This is a genomic window from Sphingomonas sp. AP4-R1, assembly GCF_013113735.1.
In the GTDB taxonomy this organism is placed as follows: domain Bacteria; phylum Pseudomonadota; class Alphaproteobacteria; order Sphingomonadales; family Sphingomonadaceae; genus Sphingomonas_I.
In genome coordinates this window covers 4,475,419-4,494,003 of the sequence record NZ_CP053346.1, presented here as the reverse complement: position 1 = coordinate 4,494,003, position 18,585 = coordinate 4,475,419, and the positions used below count along the sequence as shown (strand labels likewise).

16 protein-coding genes and 1 tRNA gene are annotated in these 18,585 nt (G+C 67.2%); 13 read left to right on the top strand and 4 right to left on the bottom strand.

The window, feature by feature from the left end; all coding sequences use genetic code 11:
• Positions 1–69: 69 nt before the first annotated feature.
• Both ruvX and HL653_RS20495 read right to left on the bottom strand, forming a co-directional pair.
• Positions 70–534, bottom strand: a complete 465-nt coding sequence (gene ruvX / locus HL653_RS20500) for a Holliday junction resolvase RuvX (RefSeq protein WP_171746144.1) — start codon at positions 532–534, stop codon at positions 70–72.
• Complete coding sequence (locus tag HL653_RS20495; RefSeq protein ID WP_367613574.1) at positions 531–1,583, bottom strand: DUF3089 domain-containing protein; 1,053 nt, start codon at positions 1,581–1,583, stop codon at positions 531–533. Before HL653_RS20495 ends, ruvX begins: the two co-directional genes overlap by 4 nt.
• Before the next feature lie 159 nt (positions 1,584–1,742).
• Between HL653_RS20495 and HL653_RS20490 the strand changes: the two genes are divergently transcribed.
• From HL653_RS20490 to HL653_RS20475, 4 genes are read left to right on the top strand one after another with little or no spacing between them, the layout of a single operon-like run.
• Positions 1,743–2,405, top strand: a complete 663-nt coding sequence (locus HL653_RS20490; RefSeq protein ID WP_171746143.1) for a hypothetical protein — start codon at positions 1,743–1,745, stop codon at positions 2,403–2,405.
• A 10-nt stretch (positions 2,406–2,415) separates the two neighbouring features.
• A complete protein-coding gene (gene gatC / locus HL653_RS20485; RefSeq protein ID WP_171746142.1) occupies positions 2,416–2,703 on the top strand; it encodes an Asp-tRNA(Asn)/Glu-tRNA(Gln) amidotransferase subunit GatC in 288 nt (95 codons plus the stop codon).
• Positions 2,703–4,184, top strand: a complete 1,482-nt coding sequence (gene gatA / locus HL653_RS20480) for an Asp-tRNA(Asn)/Glu-tRNA(Gln) amidotransferase subunit GatA (protein ID WP_171746141.1) — start codon at positions 2,703–2,705, stop codon at positions 4,182–4,184. The genes gatC and gatA overlap by 1 nt, the downstream gene beginning before the upstream one ends.
• A 7-nt stretch (positions 4,185–4,191) precedes the next feature.
• On the top strand, positions 4,192–5,646 hold the full coding sequence (locus tag HL653_RS20475) for an oligosaccharide flippase family protein (protein ID WP_171746140.1): 1,455 nt from the start codon (positions 4,192–4,194) through the stop codon (positions 5,644–5,646).
• Positions 5,647–5,676: 30 nt separating this feature from the next.
• On the opposite strand, the gene HL653_RS20470 is transcribed toward HL653_RS20475, so the two are convergent.
• On the bottom strand, positions 5,677–6,609 hold the full coding sequence (locus tag HL653_RS20470) for an NAD-dependent epimerase/dehydratase family protein (protein ID WP_171746139.1): 933 nt from the start codon (positions 6,607–6,609) through the stop codon (positions 5,677–5,679).
• 121 nt (positions 6,610–6,730) lie between these two features.
• On the opposite strand from HL653_RS20470, the gene HL653_RS20465 reads away from it, so the two are divergent.
• From HL653_RS20465 to HL653_RS20450, 4 genes are all read left to right on the top strand, one after another.
• Positions 6,731–7,882, top strand: coding sequence for a glycosyltransferase family 4 protein (locus HL653_RS20465; protein ID WP_171746138.1), 1,152 nt, complete (start codon positions 6,731–6,733; stop codon positions 7,880–7,882).
• Between the two features lie 116 nt (positions 7,883–7,998).
• Positions 7,999–9,501, top strand: coding sequence for an Asp-tRNA(Asn)/Glu-tRNA(Gln) amidotransferase subunit GatB (gene gatB, locus HL653_RS20460; protein WP_171746137.1), 1,503 nt, complete (start codon positions 7,999–8,001; stop codon positions 9,499–9,501).
• Positions 9,498–10,577 (top strand): acyltransferase, encoded by a 1,080-nt coding sequence (locus HL653_RS20455; protein ID WP_171746136.1) that lies wholly within the window; start codon positions 9,498–9,500, stop codon positions 10,575–10,577. The genes gatB and HL653_RS20455 overlap by 4 nt, the downstream gene beginning before the upstream one ends.
• 89 nt (positions 10,578–10,666) lie before the next feature.
• Positions 10,667–12,775, top strand: a complete 2,109-nt coding sequence (locus HL653_RS20450) for an HAD-IIIC family phosphatase (protein WP_171746135.1) — start codon at positions 10,667–10,669, stop codon at positions 12,773–12,775.
• Positions 12,776–12,799: 24 nt separating this feature from the next.
• Here HL653_RS20450 and HL653_RS20445 read toward each other — a convergent pair whose 3' ends face one another.
• Positions 12,800–12,952 (bottom strand): hypothetical protein, encoded by a 153-nt coding sequence (locus HL653_RS20445; RefSeq protein WP_171746134.1) that lies wholly within the window; start codon positions 12,950–12,952, stop codon positions 12,800–12,802.
• Between the two features lie 108 nt (positions 12,953–13,060).
• On the opposite strand from HL653_RS20445, the gene HL653_RS20440 reads away from it, so the two are divergent.
• From HL653_RS20440 to HL653_RS20420, 5 genes are all read left to right on the top strand, one after another.
• Positions 13,061–13,145, top strand: a tRNA-Leu gene (locus HL653_RS20440).
• Between the two features lie 62 nt (positions 13,146–13,207).
• Positions 13,208–14,878: a trigger factor gene (tig, locus tag HL653_RS20435; protein WP_171746133.1), complete on the top strand. Its 1,671-nt coding sequence runs from the start codon at positions 13,208–13,210 to the stop codon at positions 14,876–14,878.
• 29 nt (positions 14,879–14,907) lie between these two features.
• The gene (locus HL653_RS20430; RefSeq protein ID WP_171746132.1) at positions 14,908–15,846 is read left to right on the top strand and encodes a glycosyltransferase family 2 protein; all 939 of its coding nucleotides are present in this window, start codon (positions 14,908–14,910) and stop codon (positions 15,844–15,846) included.
• 61 nt (positions 15,847–15,907) lie between these two features.
• Complete coding sequence (locus HL653_RS20425) at positions 15,908–17,461, top strand: hypothetical protein (RefSeq protein ID WP_171746131.1); 1,554 nt, start codon at positions 15,908–15,910, stop codon at positions 17,459–17,461.
• On the top strand, positions 17,458–18,504 hold the full coding sequence (locus HL653_RS20420) for a glycosyltransferase family 2 protein (RefSeq protein WP_171746130.1): 1,047 nt from the start codon (positions 17,458–17,460) through the stop codon (positions 18,502–18,504). The genes HL653_RS20425 and HL653_RS20420 overlap by 4 nt, the downstream gene beginning before the upstream one ends.
• Positions 18,505–18,585 lie beyond the last annotated feature (81 nt).

Below are 18,585 nucleotides of genomic sequence, written 5' to 3'. Positions count from 1 at the left end.
GCCTGCCAAGGCAGGCGCTCAGGACAGGCTTCGGCAGGCTCAGCACGAACGGGGGAAGCATTTTGTGCGCTATCCAATCCCCGCCATCGCATCGATCGCGCCCTGCAGGATGTAGGCGGCGGCGAGCTTGTCGACGAGTTCGCGGCGGCGGGCGCGGCTGGTGTCGGCCTCCAGCAGGGTGCGGGTGACGGCGGCGGTGGACCAGCGCTCGTCCCACAGCAGGATCGGCAGACCGATCTCCTCGATATTGCGGCAGAAGGCTCGGACGGACTGCGTGCGCGGGCTGTCCGTCCCGTCGAGGCTGAGCGGCAGGCCGACGACGAGGCCCTTCGCGCTCTGCTGCACGAGCAACTGGCGCAGGATCGCTTTGTCGACCGAGAATTTGGTGCGGCGGATCGTCTCGGCCGGGCTCGCTATGTGCCAGCCCGCATCGCACATCGCGACGCCGATCGTCTTGGTGCCGACATCCAGCCCGGCCAGACGTCCGCCCTCGGGGAAGGCATCGCGGAATTCGGGAGCGCTGGTCGTGATCATCGTGCGGACATCGCGGCGGTGCGGCGCCTAGCATCGGCGCGGAGATTCGCCCAGAACAAGGCGACGTCGAAGACGTGATAATTGTTGCCGGGCAGCACATAGCTGCCAAAGCCCTCCGGCAGCGCGCCGATCGAGAGGACACCCCCCGGCGTGCAGGTGGCGCCGACGAAGCCCTTTTTCAGACTGGCGGTCGCATAATCCTTGTCGGGCACGAGCGCGCCGAGATTGGCGGAAGCGGGGGCCGATCCGCCGGCCTTGCCGGTCAGCGGATTGGTGCAGAGCATCGCCGTGCCCTTGCGGGGCAGGCCCGCATAGCCGGTGGTCGCATCGAAATAGGCCGTGAGCAGGCGCGGATCGGCAGGCTCCGCGAAACTCTGCCACGCGACGAGGCAGCCATGCGCGGTGGGCGCCTTGCAGGCGGGCAGGCTCAGGGCGGGCAGATCGGCGGTGGTCGAGATGGGCCAGCCGATCGCATAGGCGGCCACGATGCGCGAGAAGAGATCGGTGCCGCGCACCTTCTCACGCAGCAGCCGCAGCAGGAGGAGCGAGCCCTGGCTGTGCCCGACGAGGATGATCGGGCGATCGAGCGGCTGTTCCGCGAGGAAGGCGTCGAAGGCGCGGGCGACATCGGCATAAGCCAGATCGAGCGCCTGGGCCGAGCGCGGATCGTCGGTGGCGAGGAAAGCGCCCAGCGTCGCCTGCCGATAATAAGGCGCCCAGACCGGCCCCATCTCGTTGAAGGCGCTGGCCTGGCTTTTCGCGAAGAGGATCGTGCGCGCCTTCGCGTCGGCATCGGCCACCGGCCCGTTCCAACGCTCCTTGCTGAGATAGGTGGTGGGCGGGATGTAGAAGGTGGCGGCGCGGGGATAATCGCCGGGCGTGATGCCGGGCGGCGTATAGCGCGAGGGATCGAGCGCCAGATCGGGGCGGGCGACCCAGGCGGTGACCTTCGCATAATCCGGCGCAGGGCCCGCATCCTTCTCCGCGAACGCCACGGACGGAACGAAGGTCCAGCGGATGAAGCGATCCTGGAACAGCGCCCAGCACACCCCGAAAGCCAGGACCAGCAGGATGATCGCGGCGATCGCGTAGAGAAATTTGCGGGCGATGGCGGCTGATCCCGGAATGCAGTGAACGGAGGTCCTCCGTATCCGCGAACGGCCCCTCCGTACAACGGCCGCGGGGGCGGGACGGCTAGCTCGGCCGAAATGCTTAAAAATCTCCCCAAAACGGACCTAATCCATGTCCGTTCGGTTAACAAACTGCTAGCCATTTGTGCGTCGCAGCAGATGCGATTCTCTTTTGTGGGGGAAGAGATGCGGGGACGCTTTTGGCAGTGGTGCATTGCGCTATCGGCAATGCTGGGTTCGGCGCAGGCGACGGCCACGGCGATCGTGGATTATCCAATTCAGGGAGTGGGTTCCCGCCGCGACGCCGGTCTGCAGACGGCCGGAGCAGGGGATTCGGCCGGTTCGTTGGCGCAAGGCGATGCCGGATCATTGGCGGCGGCGCTGCTTCCCGTGCAAGCCTTGCTGCGTCCGGACGGCGCGGCGCCCGGCAGTCCGTTTCTGCGGCCGCTGGTCGACGCGATGGTCGTGCACGACATTTCGTTCAGAACGGCGGAGGAGATGCGCGCGCTGGGGTCCGGCGCGCGGGATGTTTTCGATCGGTCCGCCAGATGGGTCGTGTCGAGCCTGCGGCAGCCGATCAACTGGGTTCTCGTCGTCTCCGATCATGCCGAGGCCGTCGCGCTCCTCTCTGTTCGCGGTGCCACCTGGGACACGGCGCGACTGGCGTGCCTCAGGAGACTTTCGGGCGGTCACGGCGATGTTCGCCTCGCTCCGCTTGCCGTCTATGGGTGGCGATGCTAGCCGCCGCGGCATGTCCGTAGATGCCGCAACCGTCCGCAAGATCGCGAGCCTCGCCCGCATCGCCGCCACCGAAGCCGAGGTGGAGGCGATGGTGCCCGAGCTCAACAACATTCTCGGCTTCATCGAGCAACTGAGCGAGGTGGATACGACCGGCGTCGAGCCGCTCGCCGCCGTGATCCCCAACCACCTGCGCCTGCGCGAGGACAAGGTGACGGATGGCGGCATCCGCGAGAAGGTGCTGCAGAACGCCCCGCAGGCAGAGCATGGCTTCTTCGCCGTGCCCAAGGTGATCGAATAATGACCGTGTTGACCGACCTGACCGTCGCCCAGATTCGCGACGGCGTGCGCGACGGCGCCTTTTCCGCGCGCGAAGTGGCCGAGGCCTTCAACGCCGCCGTGGCGGGGGCCAAGGCGCTCAACGCCTATATCGTCGAGACGCCCGATCATGCGCTGGCCGCCGCCGACGCCGCCGACAAGGCGCGGGGCGAGGGCGCGCTGAAGCCGCTGTCCGGCGTGCCGATCGGCATGAAGGATCTGTTCGCCACCGCCGGCGTCCAGACCACGGCCGCCAGCCACATGCTGGAAGGCTTCGTGCCGCCCTATGACGCGACCGTCGCGGCCAAATTGTTCGAGGCGGGCGCGGGCATGCTCGGCAAGCTCAATCTCGATCAGTTCGCGATGGGGTCGTCCAACGAGACCAGCTATTTCGGCAACGTCGTCTCGCCCTGGCGGCGCAACGACGGCGGCAATGCGGCGCTGGCGCCGGGCGGCTCCTCGGGCGGTTCCTCGGCCGCGATCGCGGCGCGGCTGTGCCCGGCGGCGACCGGCACCGATACGGGCGGCTCGATCCGCCAGCCCGCCGCCTTCACCGGCATTTCGGGCATCAAGCCGACCTACGGGCGCTGCTCGCGCTGGGGCATCGTCGCCTTCGCCTCCTCGCTCGATCAGGCGGGGCCGATGGCGCGCGACGTGCGCGACTGTGCGATCCTGCTGGAGACGATGAGCGGCTTCGATCCGAAGGACGCGACTTCGCTCGATCTGCCGGTGCCGAACTGGGAAAAGCTGCTGTCGGCCGATCTCACGGGCAAGAAGATCGGTATTCCCAAGGAATATCGCGTCGAGGGCATGCCCGCCGAGATCGAGGCCTTGTGGGAAAAGGGCATCGCGCTGGTGAAGGATGCGGGCGCCGAGGTGGTCTCGGTTTCGCTGCCGCACACCAGCTATGCGCTGGCGACCTATTATATCATCGCCCCCGCCGAGGCGTCGTCCAACCTCGCCCGCTATGATGGCGTGCGCTACGGCCTGCGCGATCTGCCCGACGGCGCGAATTTGCAGGACATGTATGCGGCGACGCGCGCGGAGGGCTTCGGCCCGGAAGTGAAGCGGCGCATCCTGATCGGCACCTATGTGCTGTCGGCCGGCTATTACGATGCCTATTACACGAAGGCGCAGCGCGTCCGTGCGCTGATCGCGCGCGATTTCGAGCAGGCGTTCGAGCAGTGCGATCTGCTGCTGACGCCGACCGCGCCGTCCGCCGCCTTTGCGCTGGGCGAGAAGAATGCCGATCCGCTGGCCATGTATCTGAACGACGTCTTCACCGTGCCGGCCAGCCTGGCGGGCCTGCCCGCCATGTCCGTGCCCGCCGGGCTGGACGAGAAGGGACTGCCGCTGGGTCTGCAGATCATCGGCAGGCCGCTGGACGAGCAGGGTGTGCTGGATGCCGGCCTCGCGATCGAGCAACGCGCGGGCTTCGCGGCACGACCGGAGCAGTGGTGGTAGGCCGACCTTGAACCGGGCGCGGGCTATAGGCTGGAGCGTCGGTGGCCAGTTCGCCACCGCCGTCGCGTCCCTTCTCTCGACGGTTATTCTCGCGCGTCTGCTGACGCCGACCGACTATGGCCTGTTCGCGTATGCGCTGGCCATCTACGCGACCACGCAGTGGCTGCTCCAGATGGGGATGAGCCAATATGTGCTGAGCGAGGCCGAGCTGACTCCGGCCAAGCTGGACGGCGTGTTCGCGATGGCGATGATCCAGGGGCTTGCCGCGACCGCGATCGTGGCCGTGCTGGCGCCGGCGGCGGGGTGGTTCGGCGAAAATCGGCTGATCGGGTGGGTTACCCTCGCCGTCGCGATCGTGCCCTTCCTCAATTCGCCGGAAGCGATTTCGGATGCGTATTGGGTGCGGCATGGCCGCTTCTCCGGCGTCGCCATCCTCCAGATCAGCAAGGCGCTGTCGCAGACGGCCGTCTCGATCGCGGCGGAATTGAGCCTTCATCTCGGCGTCTTCTCGCTCGTCCTGGGGCTCCTGGCCTCGTCGCTGCTGTCCTTCGTCGTCGCGATCGTGGTGCTGGTGAAAGAAGCCCGTTCGAAGCCGGTGATCGACCGGGACCAGTGGCGCGTCCTGCGGCGGTTCGGCGCGCGCTTCTTCGCGCTCACGCTGGGGCAGGCGATCACCTCGCAGGCGCCGGGGCTGGTGATCGGGCGGCTGCTCGGCATCGAGAAATTGGGCTATTTCAATCGCTCCAGCGCGGCCCTCGATCTGATCGGCAAGACGCTCGCCGGCGCCACCGCGCGGGTCGGCGCGCCGCGCTTCTTCCGCGAGGTCAACAGCGGCGTGCCGCATGAGCAAGCGGTGGCAGAGCTGCAGGAGCTGATGCTGTTCATCGTCTGGCCGGCGCTGGCTGGGCTGGCCGTGCTGGCCGGGCCGATCGTCAGCCTGCTCTATGGGCCCAGATGGGAACTGGCCGCGCAGGCGCTGCCCATCCTGTGTCTTTCCATCGCCTTCGATCAGGCGCGGTCGGGCGGCAGCGAGATCCTGCTGGTGCGCGATCGGGTCGGCGTGAATGCGTGGATCGAGGCGGCCCACGCGGTCTATGCGATCGGCTTCGTCCTGATCGCGGCGCCGTGGGGCTTTTCGGGCGTGATCTGGGCGCGTGCCGCCGATGCCATCGTGACCTTCTTCCTCTATTCCTGGGCGATGCAGCGTCTGGGCGGGCTTCCCTGGCGGGTCTGGCCGAGGCTGCTGGGCGGGAATATGCTGCTCGCGGCCAGCGCGGCGGCACCGGCCTGGATCTTCATGCACCACTGGAACTGGCCCGATACGCTCGATTTCGGCCGCTTCGTCCTCGCCATCGGCGCGTCGGTGCTGGCCTGGGTGGCCGTCGGGATGCTGATCCGCCACCCCTATTTCGTGGTGGGTGGCGAGATGCTGAAGGCAAGACTGGCCGCAGGCCGGAACTGACGACGGCGGCCGATCGCTGCGCGGCGGCGATCAGTGAAGCCGATGCGTAAGCCAGTCGACGGTGGCGGCCAGCCCCTCTTCCATGCCGATCAGCGGGCGCCATCCCAGCTTCGCCTCGATCAGGGCGATATCGAGCGCCATCCGTGAAACGTCCATCGGCCGCCCGGCCGTATGGATGACCTCGGTTTCATGGCCGACCGCGCGGAAGATGAGCGCCAGCATATCCTCCAGCGAGTGATCGTGGCCCGAGCCGACGTTGAGGACCAGGCTGGGCCGGTCGTCGGCGCAGGCGAGCGCGACCGCACGGGCGACATCATCGACGAACACATAATCGCGGCTGATCGCCAGGCTGCCGAAGATTTCGATCGGCTGGTGCAGGATCGTCCGCGCCATCGCGGTGGCGATGAAACCCTGGCCGCGATTGGGCAACTGGCCGGGTCCATAGGGGTTGGCGATGCGGAGCGTGCAGACCTGAACGCCGGTGGCGTGATGGGTCGCGCCCAGATAGAGTTCCGCCGACGCCTTGCCGGCGCCATAGCCGCCGATCGGCGCGATCGGCGCGGTTTCGGGCGTCGGCACGGGGGCCTTGCCGTAGATCGTGCCGCCGGACGAGGCATAGAGTATCCGCCGCACGCCGGCGCGCGCGGCCTGCTCGAACACGCGGACGGAGGCGGCGACGTTGGTGATCACGTCCCCTTCCATGAAGCCGTTGCCGCGTCCGGGATTGTTGCGCCACGCGAGATGGATCACGCAATCGGCGTCGGCCAGCGCCGCCTCGGGGATCCGCTCGCTGCCGAGATCGACAACATGCCATTCGGCCGCGCCCGGCACGGGTTCCACCTCGATGTCGAGGCCGGCCACGTGTGCGCCCACCCCGGCGAGAGTGGCGGTGACCGCCCGACCGAGGAAGCCGGCGGCGCCGACGACCAGGATTTTCCGCCCCTGCAGCATATCCGTTTTCATTCGTCCTCCGTCCCCCCCGTCGGCACGTGGCCTGCCGGCTGTGCTTGACTCGCGTCGAGGCGCTCCGCAAGGCTTTGCCCGAGCTTGTTCCCGCCGGCATCCATTTTCGCAAAGGGCGTCGATGAAATCGCGTGTGCATGTCGTTATGATGTGGAAATGGGCTTATGCCGGGTCCGGGATTCCGTGGGCGGCGGCCGAACTGGCCAATGGTTTTCGCAGCACGCCGCTAGAGCCGACTTTCTATATTCCTTTTCCGGATCGCGGCCTTCCCTCTGGATTAAGGGTGCAGGGCGGATTGCCGAAGCTTGTTCGCAAGCTGCTCGGCGCCAAGCGCGTCGAGGATTGTGCGCGCCGCCGGACGGAACGGGCGGTGTTGCGCGCGATCCGGAAGGACGGGCCGGGCGCGCTCATCTGGTTGTGGCCGGGCGCGTCGCTGGAATTCCTGGACAGGATCCGGGCGGCGGGCGCGACCATGGTGCGCGAAATGGTGAACACCCACCGCATCGTGGCCAAGGCCATTCTAGACGAGGAGGAAGCGCGTTCGGGCATCGCCTCGGGCCATACGATCTCCGACGCGCAGGTGGCCGAAGAGTTTGCCGAATTGGAGCGGTGCGATCTGATCGTCTCGCCATCGGCGGGTGTCGATGCGTCGCTGATCGCGGCGGGGATCGCGCCGGAGCGGATCATCCGCACCTCGTTCGGCTGGGATCCGGCCTCGATGGCGGGCGCGGCGCGCAAGCCGCTTCCGGGCAAGGGCCTGAAGGTCATCTTCGTGGGGACGGTGGGCGTGCGGAAGGGCGCGCACCTGGCGCTCGCCGCGTGGCGCAAGGCGGGGATCGACGGGACCTTCGTCGTCGTCGGCAATATCGAGCCGGGGATGAAGCCCGTCGCCGAGAGCTATGCCGCGGACGACATCGTGTTCCTGCCGTTCACCGATGATCTGGTCTCGGTCTATCGCGGTGCCGATTTCATGTTCTTCCCGACGCTGGAGGAAGGCGCGCCGCTGGTCTGCTATCAGGCGGCCGGATGCGGCTGCCCCGTGATCACGACCGAGATGGGATCCGCCCGGATCATCGAGCATGAGGAAGGCGGCCTGATCGTCGACGCGCATGACGAGGACGGGATGGTCGCGGCGCTCCGCAGGCTGGCCGGGGATGCGGCCCTGCGGCAGCGCTTGGGCGACGGTGCAAAACGGAGGGCCGAGGCCGCCACCTGGGCCCATGTCGCCCAGGAACGCGCCCGGCTGGTGGCCGAAAGGCTGGCGCAAGCCTGAACCATGTCGGACGCGTCTCGCTTGACACTCGCGATCCGAGCCGGGATCGCCTAGATAGATCGGCAAATGCGGCGCGTTTCCGCGTGTCGCCTCAGTCTCCATCGTCGGAAGAAGTAATGATCGAATATCGCATCGAGGGCGCGACAGGCCCGTGGGAAGTCGTGATCGGGCTGGAAGTCCACGCGCAGGTGACGAGCGAGGCGAAGCTCTTTTCGGGCGCCGCGACCGCATTCGGCGCGGAGCCGAACACGCAGGTGAGCCTGGTCGATGCGGCGATGCCCGGCATGCTGCCCGTGCCGAACCGGGAATGCATCCGTCAGGCGGTGCGGACCGGCATGGCGATCGGCGCCGAGATCAACAAATGGTCGCGCTTCGATCGCAAGAATTACTTCTACGCCGATCTGCCGCAGGGCTATCAGATCAGCCAGCTCTACCACCCGCTGGTGGGCGAGGGCGTGATCGAGATCAGCCTGGACGAGAAGGATCCCGACGCCGCGATCAAGACGATCGGCGTCGAGCGCATCCATGTGGAGCAGGATGCGGGCAAGCTGATGCACGACCAGCATCCGACGCGCTCCTATGTCGATCTCAACCGGTCCGGCGTGGCGCTGATGGAGATCGTCAGCCGGCCGGACATGCGCTCGCCGGCCGAGGCCGGGGCCTATCTGCGCAAGCTGCGCTCGATCCTGCGCTATGTCGGCTCGTGCGACGGCAATATGGAGCAGGGCTCGATGCGCGCCGACGTGAACGTCTCGGTGCGCAAGCCGGGCGAGCCGTTCGGCACGCGCACCGAGACGAAGAACGTCAATTCGGTGCGCTTCGTGATGGCCGCGATCGAAGGCGAGGCGCGCCGCCAGGTCGACGTGATCGAGGCGGGCGGCAAGATCGTGCAGGAAACGCGGCTCTACGATCCGGATCGCAACGAGACGCGATCGATGCGCTCGAAGGAAGACGCGCACGATTATCGCTACTTCCCCGATCCCGATCTGCTGCCGCTGGAACTGGCCGACGATTTCCTGGCCGAGTGCGAGGCGAGCCTGCCCGAACTGCCCGATGCCAAGCGCCGCCGCTACCGCGACGTGCTGGGCATTTCGGCGGGCAATACCGAGATCATCACGGCCGAGGTGGAAACCAAGGACCGGTTCGAGGAATTGCTGGCGGCGACGGCGGCCAAGCTGGGCAAGAGCGAGGCGGATGTCGCCAAGATCGTGTCCAACTGGTTCGTCTCGGTCACGCTGGGCGCGGCCAACGAACATGGGGCCGAGCGCTTCGACCGGGTGTACAACATCGCCGCCAATGCCTCGATCATCGCGATGACGAGCGACGGCACGCTGTCGAACAGCCTCGCGAAGGATGTGTTCGTCCGCTACGTCGGCAGCGACGGCGCGCTGATGCCCGAGGACATCGTCGAGCAGGAAGGCCTGAAGCAGACCAGCGACACGGGCGCGATCGAGGCGGTGATCGCGGACGTGATCGCCAAGAACCCCAACCAGTACGCCCAGTATAAGGGCGGCAAGGAGGCCTTGTTCGGCTTCTTCGTCGGCCAGACGATGAAGGCGATGCAGGGCAAGGCCAATCCGGCCGTGGTGAACGAGCTGCTTAAGAAGGCACTCGGTTGAGCGAGCGCGGGCCCGCACCCGGTCCGCGCTCTTTCCCGTTGATTCAGGCCCTTCGGGGCATCGCCGCGCTGGGGGTTCTGCTGTTCCACGCGCGCGAGGGCGGGCATATTCCCGCGCTCGTCTCGGCGCTGCCCGACCGGCTGGATCTGATCCTGTTCCGGTCCGGCCATTATGGCGTGCCGATCTTCTTCGCGCTGAGCGGCTTCGTCATCGCCCATTCGCTGCGCGACGTGACGCTGAGCGGCAGGTTCCTCGGCCGCTTCATCCTGCGCCGGTCCATCCGGCTGGATCCGCCTTACTGGGGCGCGATCGTGATCGTGATCCTGTTCGGCTGGCTTTCGGCGCGCGTGCATCATGAGCCGTTCGTGCCGCCGTCGGTGGCGCAGGTGGCGGCGCATGTCGTCTATCTGCAAGGCATATTGGGCCAGCCGGGGCTCAACCCGGCCTTCTGGACGCTGACCTACGAGGTTCAATTCTATCTCTTTTTCGTAAGCCTGCTGGTGCTGGCGGCGCGCCTGGTGCGGATGGGCGTTCCGGCGGCGATGCCGATCGCCTGGGTCGTCATGACCGCGCTCGCGCTCGTGGCCGCCGCGCAATCCTTGCCGACGATGCCGGATGGATTGTTCGTGACGCTCTGGCCGGACTTCTTCGTCGGCGTCCTGGCCTATTGGGCCGTCTTCCGGCGCGACGCCCGGATCGCGCTCGCCTTGTTGATCGTGCCGCTCATGCTGGTGGGGCCGTGGCAGGAGGATGCGTTCTTCGGTCGCGCCAGCGCCCTGACCGCGCTCGTCCTGCTGGCCACGACGCGGACCGGCTATGCCGACCGGGGACTGGACTGGCGCTGGCTGCAATTTCTGGGCGCGATCTCGTACAGCCTTTACCTGCTCCACAACAGCCTGACGGGGGCGGCCGGCATGTTGGCGCATCGCGCGGCGGGGAGCGGCCTCGCTGCCGATCTGATCGTTCTGGCCGCCATCCTCGTCGCCTCGATCGGCGGGGCGGCGCTCTATTGGTGGGTGGTGGAGCGGACGGCGCATCGCCTTTCGCGCAAGGTGGCACTCAGGCGCGCGCCGTAATCGGTTCGGGGGTTCGCGGCGATTGCCGCACCGCGCGATCGGCCTTATTCCGCTCGCCGTGGTTGTCGGCGTCTGCCGGGGAGTGAGCGATGAGCGATCTTGAGAAAGCGGCCGGGCTGTTGCGATCGAGGCGCGATGCGATCGGCGCGAAGCTCGCGGCGCTGGTGTCGGGCTGGGGCAAATATGCCGCCCCTTATGCCGCCGATCCCGCCGGCTTCGCGCAGACGGAGACTCATGCTCTCGTCGATTATATCGCCCTGCTGATCGAGACCGGGGACGAGAATTTCCGCCATCTCTATATCGGCGAAAAGGCCAAGCAATTCCATGATCTCTCGATCGACGCGGAGGAGAAACGCGCGCGGGAGGCCGTGCTCCTCGCGGGCGAGCGCGAGATTTTCACGGCGGAACTGAACGCGCTGCCGGCGGCGCGGCGGGCGATCGATGCCGCGTTCGACGTGATCGAGCATGCTCTGACGGCGGAGGCCGTCGCCGAGGTGAAGGCGCTGTTCGTCGGCGATTGCCTGTATCTCGACGTGATCAGCTTCCTGACGGCGCCGGCGCTGACGGACGGCGTCCGCCTGCGGCCGCGCTTCATCACCTCGCACGATGCGGTCGAGATCAAGAGCCAGATCGGCAAGCTGGCCGACGAACGCTTCGACGTGATCTTCTACAGCCCGTTCACCTATGCGATGCTCAGCGATTATGCGGCGCTCCAGCGCCCGCGCGCGCTGGCCAGCCCCGGCAAGATGGCGGGCGACGTGCGATCGGCCGTGGCGGCGGCGCTCGATATCTTCGATCTGCTCGCCGATCTGTTCGATTGCCCGATCGTGGCGCATGCGCCCGCTCCGATCCTGCGCGAAGAGAGCGGGCTGGTGCAGCGGCTGGGCGCGATCGGCACGCGATCGTTCCGCAAGCGCGCCTGCACGCAACTGGGCACGGCGCTCCGCACGCGCGCCGCGCAGCGCAACGACAAGGGGCAGGTCGTCCATATTCTGGACGAGGCGGAGATGGCAGGGCCGGCCGGAATCGTGGCGGCGGGCCGCTATCTGGCGCGATTCGATCTGCAGCACCCGGCGATGTTCGGTGCGATGATCGCGCCTTTCTACCGCGATATCGTGATGGTCGTCGGGCGCCTGCTGAAGCGCAAGCTGATCGCCTGCGATCTCGACAATACGTTGTGGCACGGCGTGATCGGCGAAGGCCTGGGCGTCACCCAGCATTATGACCGGCAGGCTCCGCTCCTCCGGCTGAAAGCGCGCGGCGTGGTGCTGGCGATCAATTCGAAGAATGATCCGGCCAAGGCCGTGTGGGAGGCCGAGGCGGGGCGGCTGTCGCTCGACGATTTCGTCTCGCGCCAGATCAACTGGGATCCCAAGCCGATGAACATGCGGCGGATCGCGCAACATCTGAACCTGAAGGAAAAGGATTTCGTCTTCATCGACGATCGCGCCGACGAGCGCGCGATGGTGGAGGAGCAATTGCCCGCGACGCTGGCGCTGGATGCGCTGGATCCGCGCAGCTGGCGCCTGTTCGATCTGTGGGCGGATCTGCTGCCCGCCAAGCCCGGCGCCGACCGCACCGAATTCTACCGCCAGCGCGATGCGCGGCAGGCCTTCATCGCGGTCGAGGCGGAGACGGGCGAGCAGGAGCGGCGGGCGATGTTCTCGCAGCTGGGCCTGACGCTGAAGATCCGCGAGGCGGGGGCAGGCGATCTGGACCGGGTGGCGGATCTGATCAACCGCACCAACCAGTTCAACATGACCGGCGCGCGCGTCACCAAGCGACAGGTGGAGGAGCTGGCGGCGCGCGAGGATGCGTGGGTGCTGATCGCGGACGCGTCCGATCGCTTCGGATCGATGGGCACCATCTCCGTCCTGATCGCGGAACGGGACAAGGGCAGGCTGACCGTGCCGATCTACGTGCTGAGCTGCCGCGTGTTCGGCTATGGCATGGAGTTCGCGATCCTGGAGGAGGCACGCAAGCTTGCCGTGCCGGGGCAGGCGATGTTCGGGCCGCTGGCCGAAACGCCGTTCAATCAGCCGTGCAGGGAAGTCTATCCCGACGCCGGCTTCGTCCCGGCCGAGGGCGGCTGGCTGCGCGAGAATGCGGAGCGCGCGCCGATCGCGGTGGAAAGCTGGCTCATGATCGACAGCACGATCCCGGCGCCGGATGCCGCGCGCAGGCACGCGCCGGTCTGATCCTCGCTGCGGGCGGGGAGAGGCCTAGATTTTTTGCCCGGCCTCGGGATCCGCGGCCGGGCGGGCAGGGGCCTCGATGCCTTCCCGGTCGGGATGCGGTGTGTCGCTGACACGCTCGATATCGTCCGGTACGGAGGCCGGAGGCGAATCGGGGTTCGCGTCGGGATGGCTTGCCATGAAGCGCTCCTTGCAGGGGTTCGGGCAGGCTTAACGCGCCGGAGGGATGCCGGGCTCCTTGCCGAGCAGGGCTCCGTGCTATAGGGAGCCGCCCCTGACCGGCCTCATGCGGGCGTGGCGGAACTGGTAGACGCAGCAGGTTTAGGTCCTGCCATCGCAAGATGTGGGGGTTCGAGTCCCTTCGCCCGCACCAGTCTCCGCCCGGCGCGCGCGAACTGGCCACATCCATTCCTACGCGTTGGCGAGAAGGCGAAAATGCAGACTGTCGAGACGTTGAACGAGGGCCTCAAGCGCGCCTACACCCTCACCATCCCGGCCAAGGACATTCTGGCGAAGGTCGACGCCGAAGTGGCGCGCGCCGCGCCGACGGTGAAGATGCCGGGTTTCCGTCCGGGCAAGGTTCCCGCCAACCTCATCAAGAAGATGCACGGCCCGGCTCTGGAGCGCGACGCGCTCAACACCGCCGTGCAGGAAGGCGTGCAGACGCTGATTGCGGAGAAGGGCCTGCGCCCGGCGATGCAGCCGGAAGTCGCGCTCGAAAATGATTACGAGGCGGGCAAGGACGTCGAGATCAAGGTGGCGCTGGAAGTGCTGCCGCAGGTGCCGACGCCGGTGATCGAGGGCCTCGCGCTCGAGCGCCTGACCGTTCCGGCCGACGAGGCCGCGATCGACGAGCAGCTCGATCGTTTCGCCAAGAGCCAGAAGGCGTTCGCGGACGCCGCCGAGGGCCATCCGGCCGTCGAGGGCGACCAGGTCGTGATCGATTTCGTCGGCAAGACCGCCGACGGCGTCGCCTTCCCGGGCGGCACCGGCACCGACATGGCCGTCGAGCTGGGCTCGGGCCAGCTGATCCCCGGCTTCGAGGACCAGATGGAAGGCGTGAAGGTCGGCGAGGAGCGCACGCTCAACGTGACCTTCCCGAAGGAATATGGCGAGAAGTCGCTGGCCGGTAAGCCCGCCACGTTCGACATCACGGTGAAGGCCGTGAAGGTGCCGAGCGAGCCGACGCTGGACGACGAGTGGGCCAAGACCTTCGGCCTCGAAGGGCTGGAGCAGCTGCGCGGCCTCTTCAAGAGCCAGATCGAGCAGGAGCTGAACGGGCTCACCCGCACGCACATGAAGCGCAAGCTGCTCGACCAGCTCGCCGCGTCGCACGACTTCGAGGTCCCTCCGTCGATGGTGGAGGCCGAGTTCGCCCAGATCTGGCGCCAGCTGGAGCATGAGGCCACGCACGAGGCCGATCCGGCCGCCGCGCTCGCCGAAATGGAAGGCGACCGCGACGATTATCGCAAGATCGCCGAGCGCCGCGTGCGCCTGGGCCTGCTCCTGTCGGAGATCGGCCAGCAGAATGGCGTGCAGGTTTCCCCGCAGGAGATGGCGCGCCTCGCCCAGCAGGCGGCGCAGCAGTATGCGCCGCAGGATCGCCAGCGTTTCCTCGACTATGTCCAGCAGGATCCGGTCGCGTCGGCGCAGCTGCGCGCGCCGCTCTATGAGGACAAGGTCGTCGATTTCCTGTTCGAGAAGGCGGAGATCGCCGATCGCGAAGTGTCGCGCGACGAGCTGGAAGCCGCGATCGAGGCGATCGACGATGGCGAGTTGAAGCCGCACGTCCACGATCATGACCACGACCATGGTCATGAAGGCCATGTCCATGGCCCGGACTGCAACCATGATCACGATCATGATCATGCCGCCGAGGCGAAGCCCGCCGCGAAGAAGAAGGCCGCTCCCAAGGCGAAGGCCAAGGCCGAGGCCGCTCCCGAAGCCGCTGCTGAAGAGCCGGCCGTGACGGACGAGGCTCCGGCCAAGCCGAAGCGTGCGGCCAAGCCGAAGGCGGAAGCCGCTGCGGCGGACGCGGGCGACGAGGCTGCGGCGAAGGCTCCGGCCAAGCCGAAGCGCGCCGCCAAGCCCAAGACCGAAGCCTGACACCGATAACGGCGCGCGGAGTGCTCTGAATGGCGCACCCGCGCGTCGTCGTCCTGCTGCCCTGCTACAACGAGGAGGCCGCGATCGCCGCGACCGTCGCGGGATTCCGCGCGGCGCTGCCGGACGCGGCCATCTACGTTTACGACAATAACAGCAGCGACCGGACGGTGGAGGTGGCGCGTGCCGCCGGCGCGATCGTCCGCACCGAGCCCCAGCAGGGCAAGGGCCGGGTGGTGCGGCGCATGTTCGCCGACGTGGACGCCGACGTCTATGTGATGGCGGACGGCGATGCGACCTATGACGCCGCCGCCGCGCCCGCACTCGTGAAGAGGCTGCTGGACGAGCATCTCGATATGGTCGTCGGCGCGCGCGAGAGCGAGATCGAGGAGGCCTATCGTCGCGGCCATCGCACCGGCAACCGGCTGCTGACCGGGCTGCTCGCCTGGATCTTCGGGCGCAGCTTCAGCGACATCCTCTCCGGCTATCGCGTTTTCTCGCGCCGCTTCGTGAAGAGCTTCCCGATCCTGTCGACCGGCTTCGAGATCGAGACCGAGATCAGCGTCCACGCGCTGGAGCTGCGGATGCCGGTGGCGGAAGTGACGACGCGATATGGCGCGCGGCCCGAGGGTTCGGCGTCGAAGCTCTCCACCTATCGCGACGGCTTCCGCATTCTCAACACGATCCTGACCCTGTGCCGGATCGAGCGGCCGGTGCTGTTCTTCGGCGTGTTCGGGGCGCTGCTGGCGGCGCTGGCGATGATCCTCGCGGCACCGCTGGTCCTCACCTATCTGCAGACCGGACTGGTCCCGCGCCTGCCGACCGCCGTGCTGGTGACCGGGCTGATGATTTTGGCGAGTCTCTGCCTTTTTACCGGCCTGATCCTGGATACGGTGGTGCGCGGGCGGCGCGAGATCCGCCGGCTCGCTTATCTGTCCCTTCCGGCGCCGGGATCGGGACAAGATGCTTGACCGGGCATAGACCGGCGCTAGACCCGTGACGAATTGGGTGGGCTAGCCGGGCAAGGGGGCGATGGGGTCTGCCGATCGAGATGACAGCGCTTCCGGCCGCGTGCGCGCGGCCCTGCTGGCGATCATCTCCATTCTCATCCTGATGTGGCCGGCCCTGATCAACGGCCAGCCTTTCTTCTTTTCCGATACGTCCTCCTATGTGCGCGCCGGCGATATCGTGGGCCGGATGGTGGGCGGCAGAGACATAGCGACGGTCTGGACCATCCCGGACGCCTCGCCGCCGCCGGCCTCCGCGCATCCTTCCACGAATGCCGTGCCGACGACCGCGCCGGAGCCGAAGGTCGCGCGCGGCAATGATCCGGCCTCCGGCTACATCATGGCCGGACGGTCGCCCTATTTCGGCCTCTTGCTGTGGCTGGCATGGGTGACGAGCCACTTCTGGCTGTTCGTCGTCCTGCAGGCTGCCATCGCTTATTACCTGATCGGCGCGACGCTGCGCTGCTTCGGGGTCGATCGGCCGGACGTGAAGCTCGCCGTGGTCGGTGCGCTGGCCGTTGCCTCACCGCTCGCGATCTACAACGGACTGCTGCTGGCCGATGCGCTGTCCGGCTTCGGCATCGCGGCCTTCCTGATCCTGCTGGCACCCGGCATCCGTCTCGCCCGCTGGGAGATCGTGCTGCTGGCGCTGATCCTGATCGCCTCGACCATGTCGCATCTGACGCATGTGGTGATGCTGGCCGGCATGCTCGCGGTGATCGGGCTGCTCGTCCTGTCGCGGCAGCTGAAATGGAGGCACGTGGCGCGCGCCGTGGTGATCGGGAGCGCCGCGCTGGCGATCGGGGCCGGATCGGTCGTCGCGACCGGGGCCGTCGTGAAGGCGCATTTCGGCAAGTCGCCCGTCCTCGTTCCGCTGATCACGGCGCGTTTCATCGCCGACGGGCCGGGGCGCGACTTCATCGAGGCGGGCTGCGAGGGGCGGCGCTTCGCCGTCTGCCGCATCCCCTATCGCGGCTGGACGAACTCGACCATTTTCCTGTGGTCGCGCGATCCGGCGACGGGCGCGTTCCTGATCGCCGATACCGATACGCGGCTGGCGATGTCGCGCGAGGACAAGGCGTTCGCGCTCGCGGTCGCCAAGGCCTATCCGGTTCGGGCGGCGTGGCTCGCCATCTGGAACAGCCTGCTGCAGATCACCGATCTGCGCATCGATATCGTCGATGAGGGGTGCTTCGCCCAGACGGCCTGCATCGGCGGGCAATTCCCGGCCTCCATCATCCAGGCCATCGCCGCGACGCCGGGCGGGCGCTCCGCGTGGCCGCGGGAGATGATGAACATGATCGTCTATGCCGGGGCCGCGCTTTCGCTGGTCGCGCTGGCGATCCTGCTGCCCCGCATCCGCGCCTCCGCACCCGGGGCGGCGAAGCTGATCGGCCTGTGGCTTTTGCTGGTGGCGACGGCCATGGCGATCAACGGATTTCTCGGAGGCGCTATCTCCGAGCCGCAAAGCCGTTATCAGACGCGGATGGCCTGGCTTCTACCCCTGCTCGCGCTGATCGCATGGTTCGTCGCGCGGGCGCAGCAAGCCCGGCGCGCCGAAGGACTTGAAGATTTATGACCGTGCACACCGCTTCTTCCGATCATTCGCTGGCCGCAGCGGAACCGGTCTGTGTGCCGACCTTGTCCCTGATCGTTCCGGTCAAGGACGAGGAGGTGGCGATCCAGCCCTTCCTCGCGCGCGTCGTCCCGATTCTCGAGGGGCTGGCGGCGCAGGAAGGCGAGCACTGGTCGTGGGAGATCATGTTCATCGACGACGGCAGTTCGGACCACACGCTGGCCGAACTGGTGATCGCCAACCAGCGCGAGCCGCGCGTGCGGGCGATCTCGCTCTCGCGCAATTTCGGCAAGGAGGCCGCCCTTTCGGCCGGGATCGACAATGTTTCGGGCGATGCGGTCGTGCCGGTGGACGTCGATCTGCAGGATCCGCCCGAGGTTCTGGGCGACATGCTGGCCAAATGGCGCGCGGGCTATGAGGTGGTCTATGGCGTGCGCCGTAACCGCCTGACGGACTCGCTGCCCAAGCGGCTGACCGCCGATCTCTATTATCGCGCGCACAACTGGCTGTCGGACGACAAGATTCCCGAGCATGCGGGCGATTTCCGACTGCTGGATCGCAAGGTGGTCGAAGTCATCAAGCTGATGCCCGAGCGGAACCGCTTCATGAAGGGCCTCTTCGCCTGGTCGGGCTTCCGCCAGACGGCGGTGGAATATGATCGCGCCGAGCGCGCGGTGGGCGAAACCAAGTTCAATTACATCAAGCTGTGGAAGCTGGCGGTCGACGGGATCACGTCGGCCTCGACGGTGCCGCTGCGCGTGTGGAGCTATCTCGGTGCGCTCGTCGCCGTGCTGGCGCTGGCCTATGCCATCTACCTGATCGGCCGCACGATCCTCTATGGCGTGGACGTGGCGGGCTATGCCTCGATCATGGTGGCGGTGCTGTTTCTGGGGGGCGTGCAATTGCTGTCGCTCGGCATCCTCGGCGAATATGTCGGACGCATCCTCGTGGAGGCCAAGCACCGACCGATCTATGTGGTGCGCGACCGGATCGGCGGGCCCGCCGCAGCGGCTGACGAAAGCTTCCAGCACACCCCTATCGCCTGATGCGGCTTTCCGTCACGGTGGCGTAACGGCGATGGCGCATCCTGATCGCGGGCGGCGCTTCGCCATCACCCGGGGAGAGAC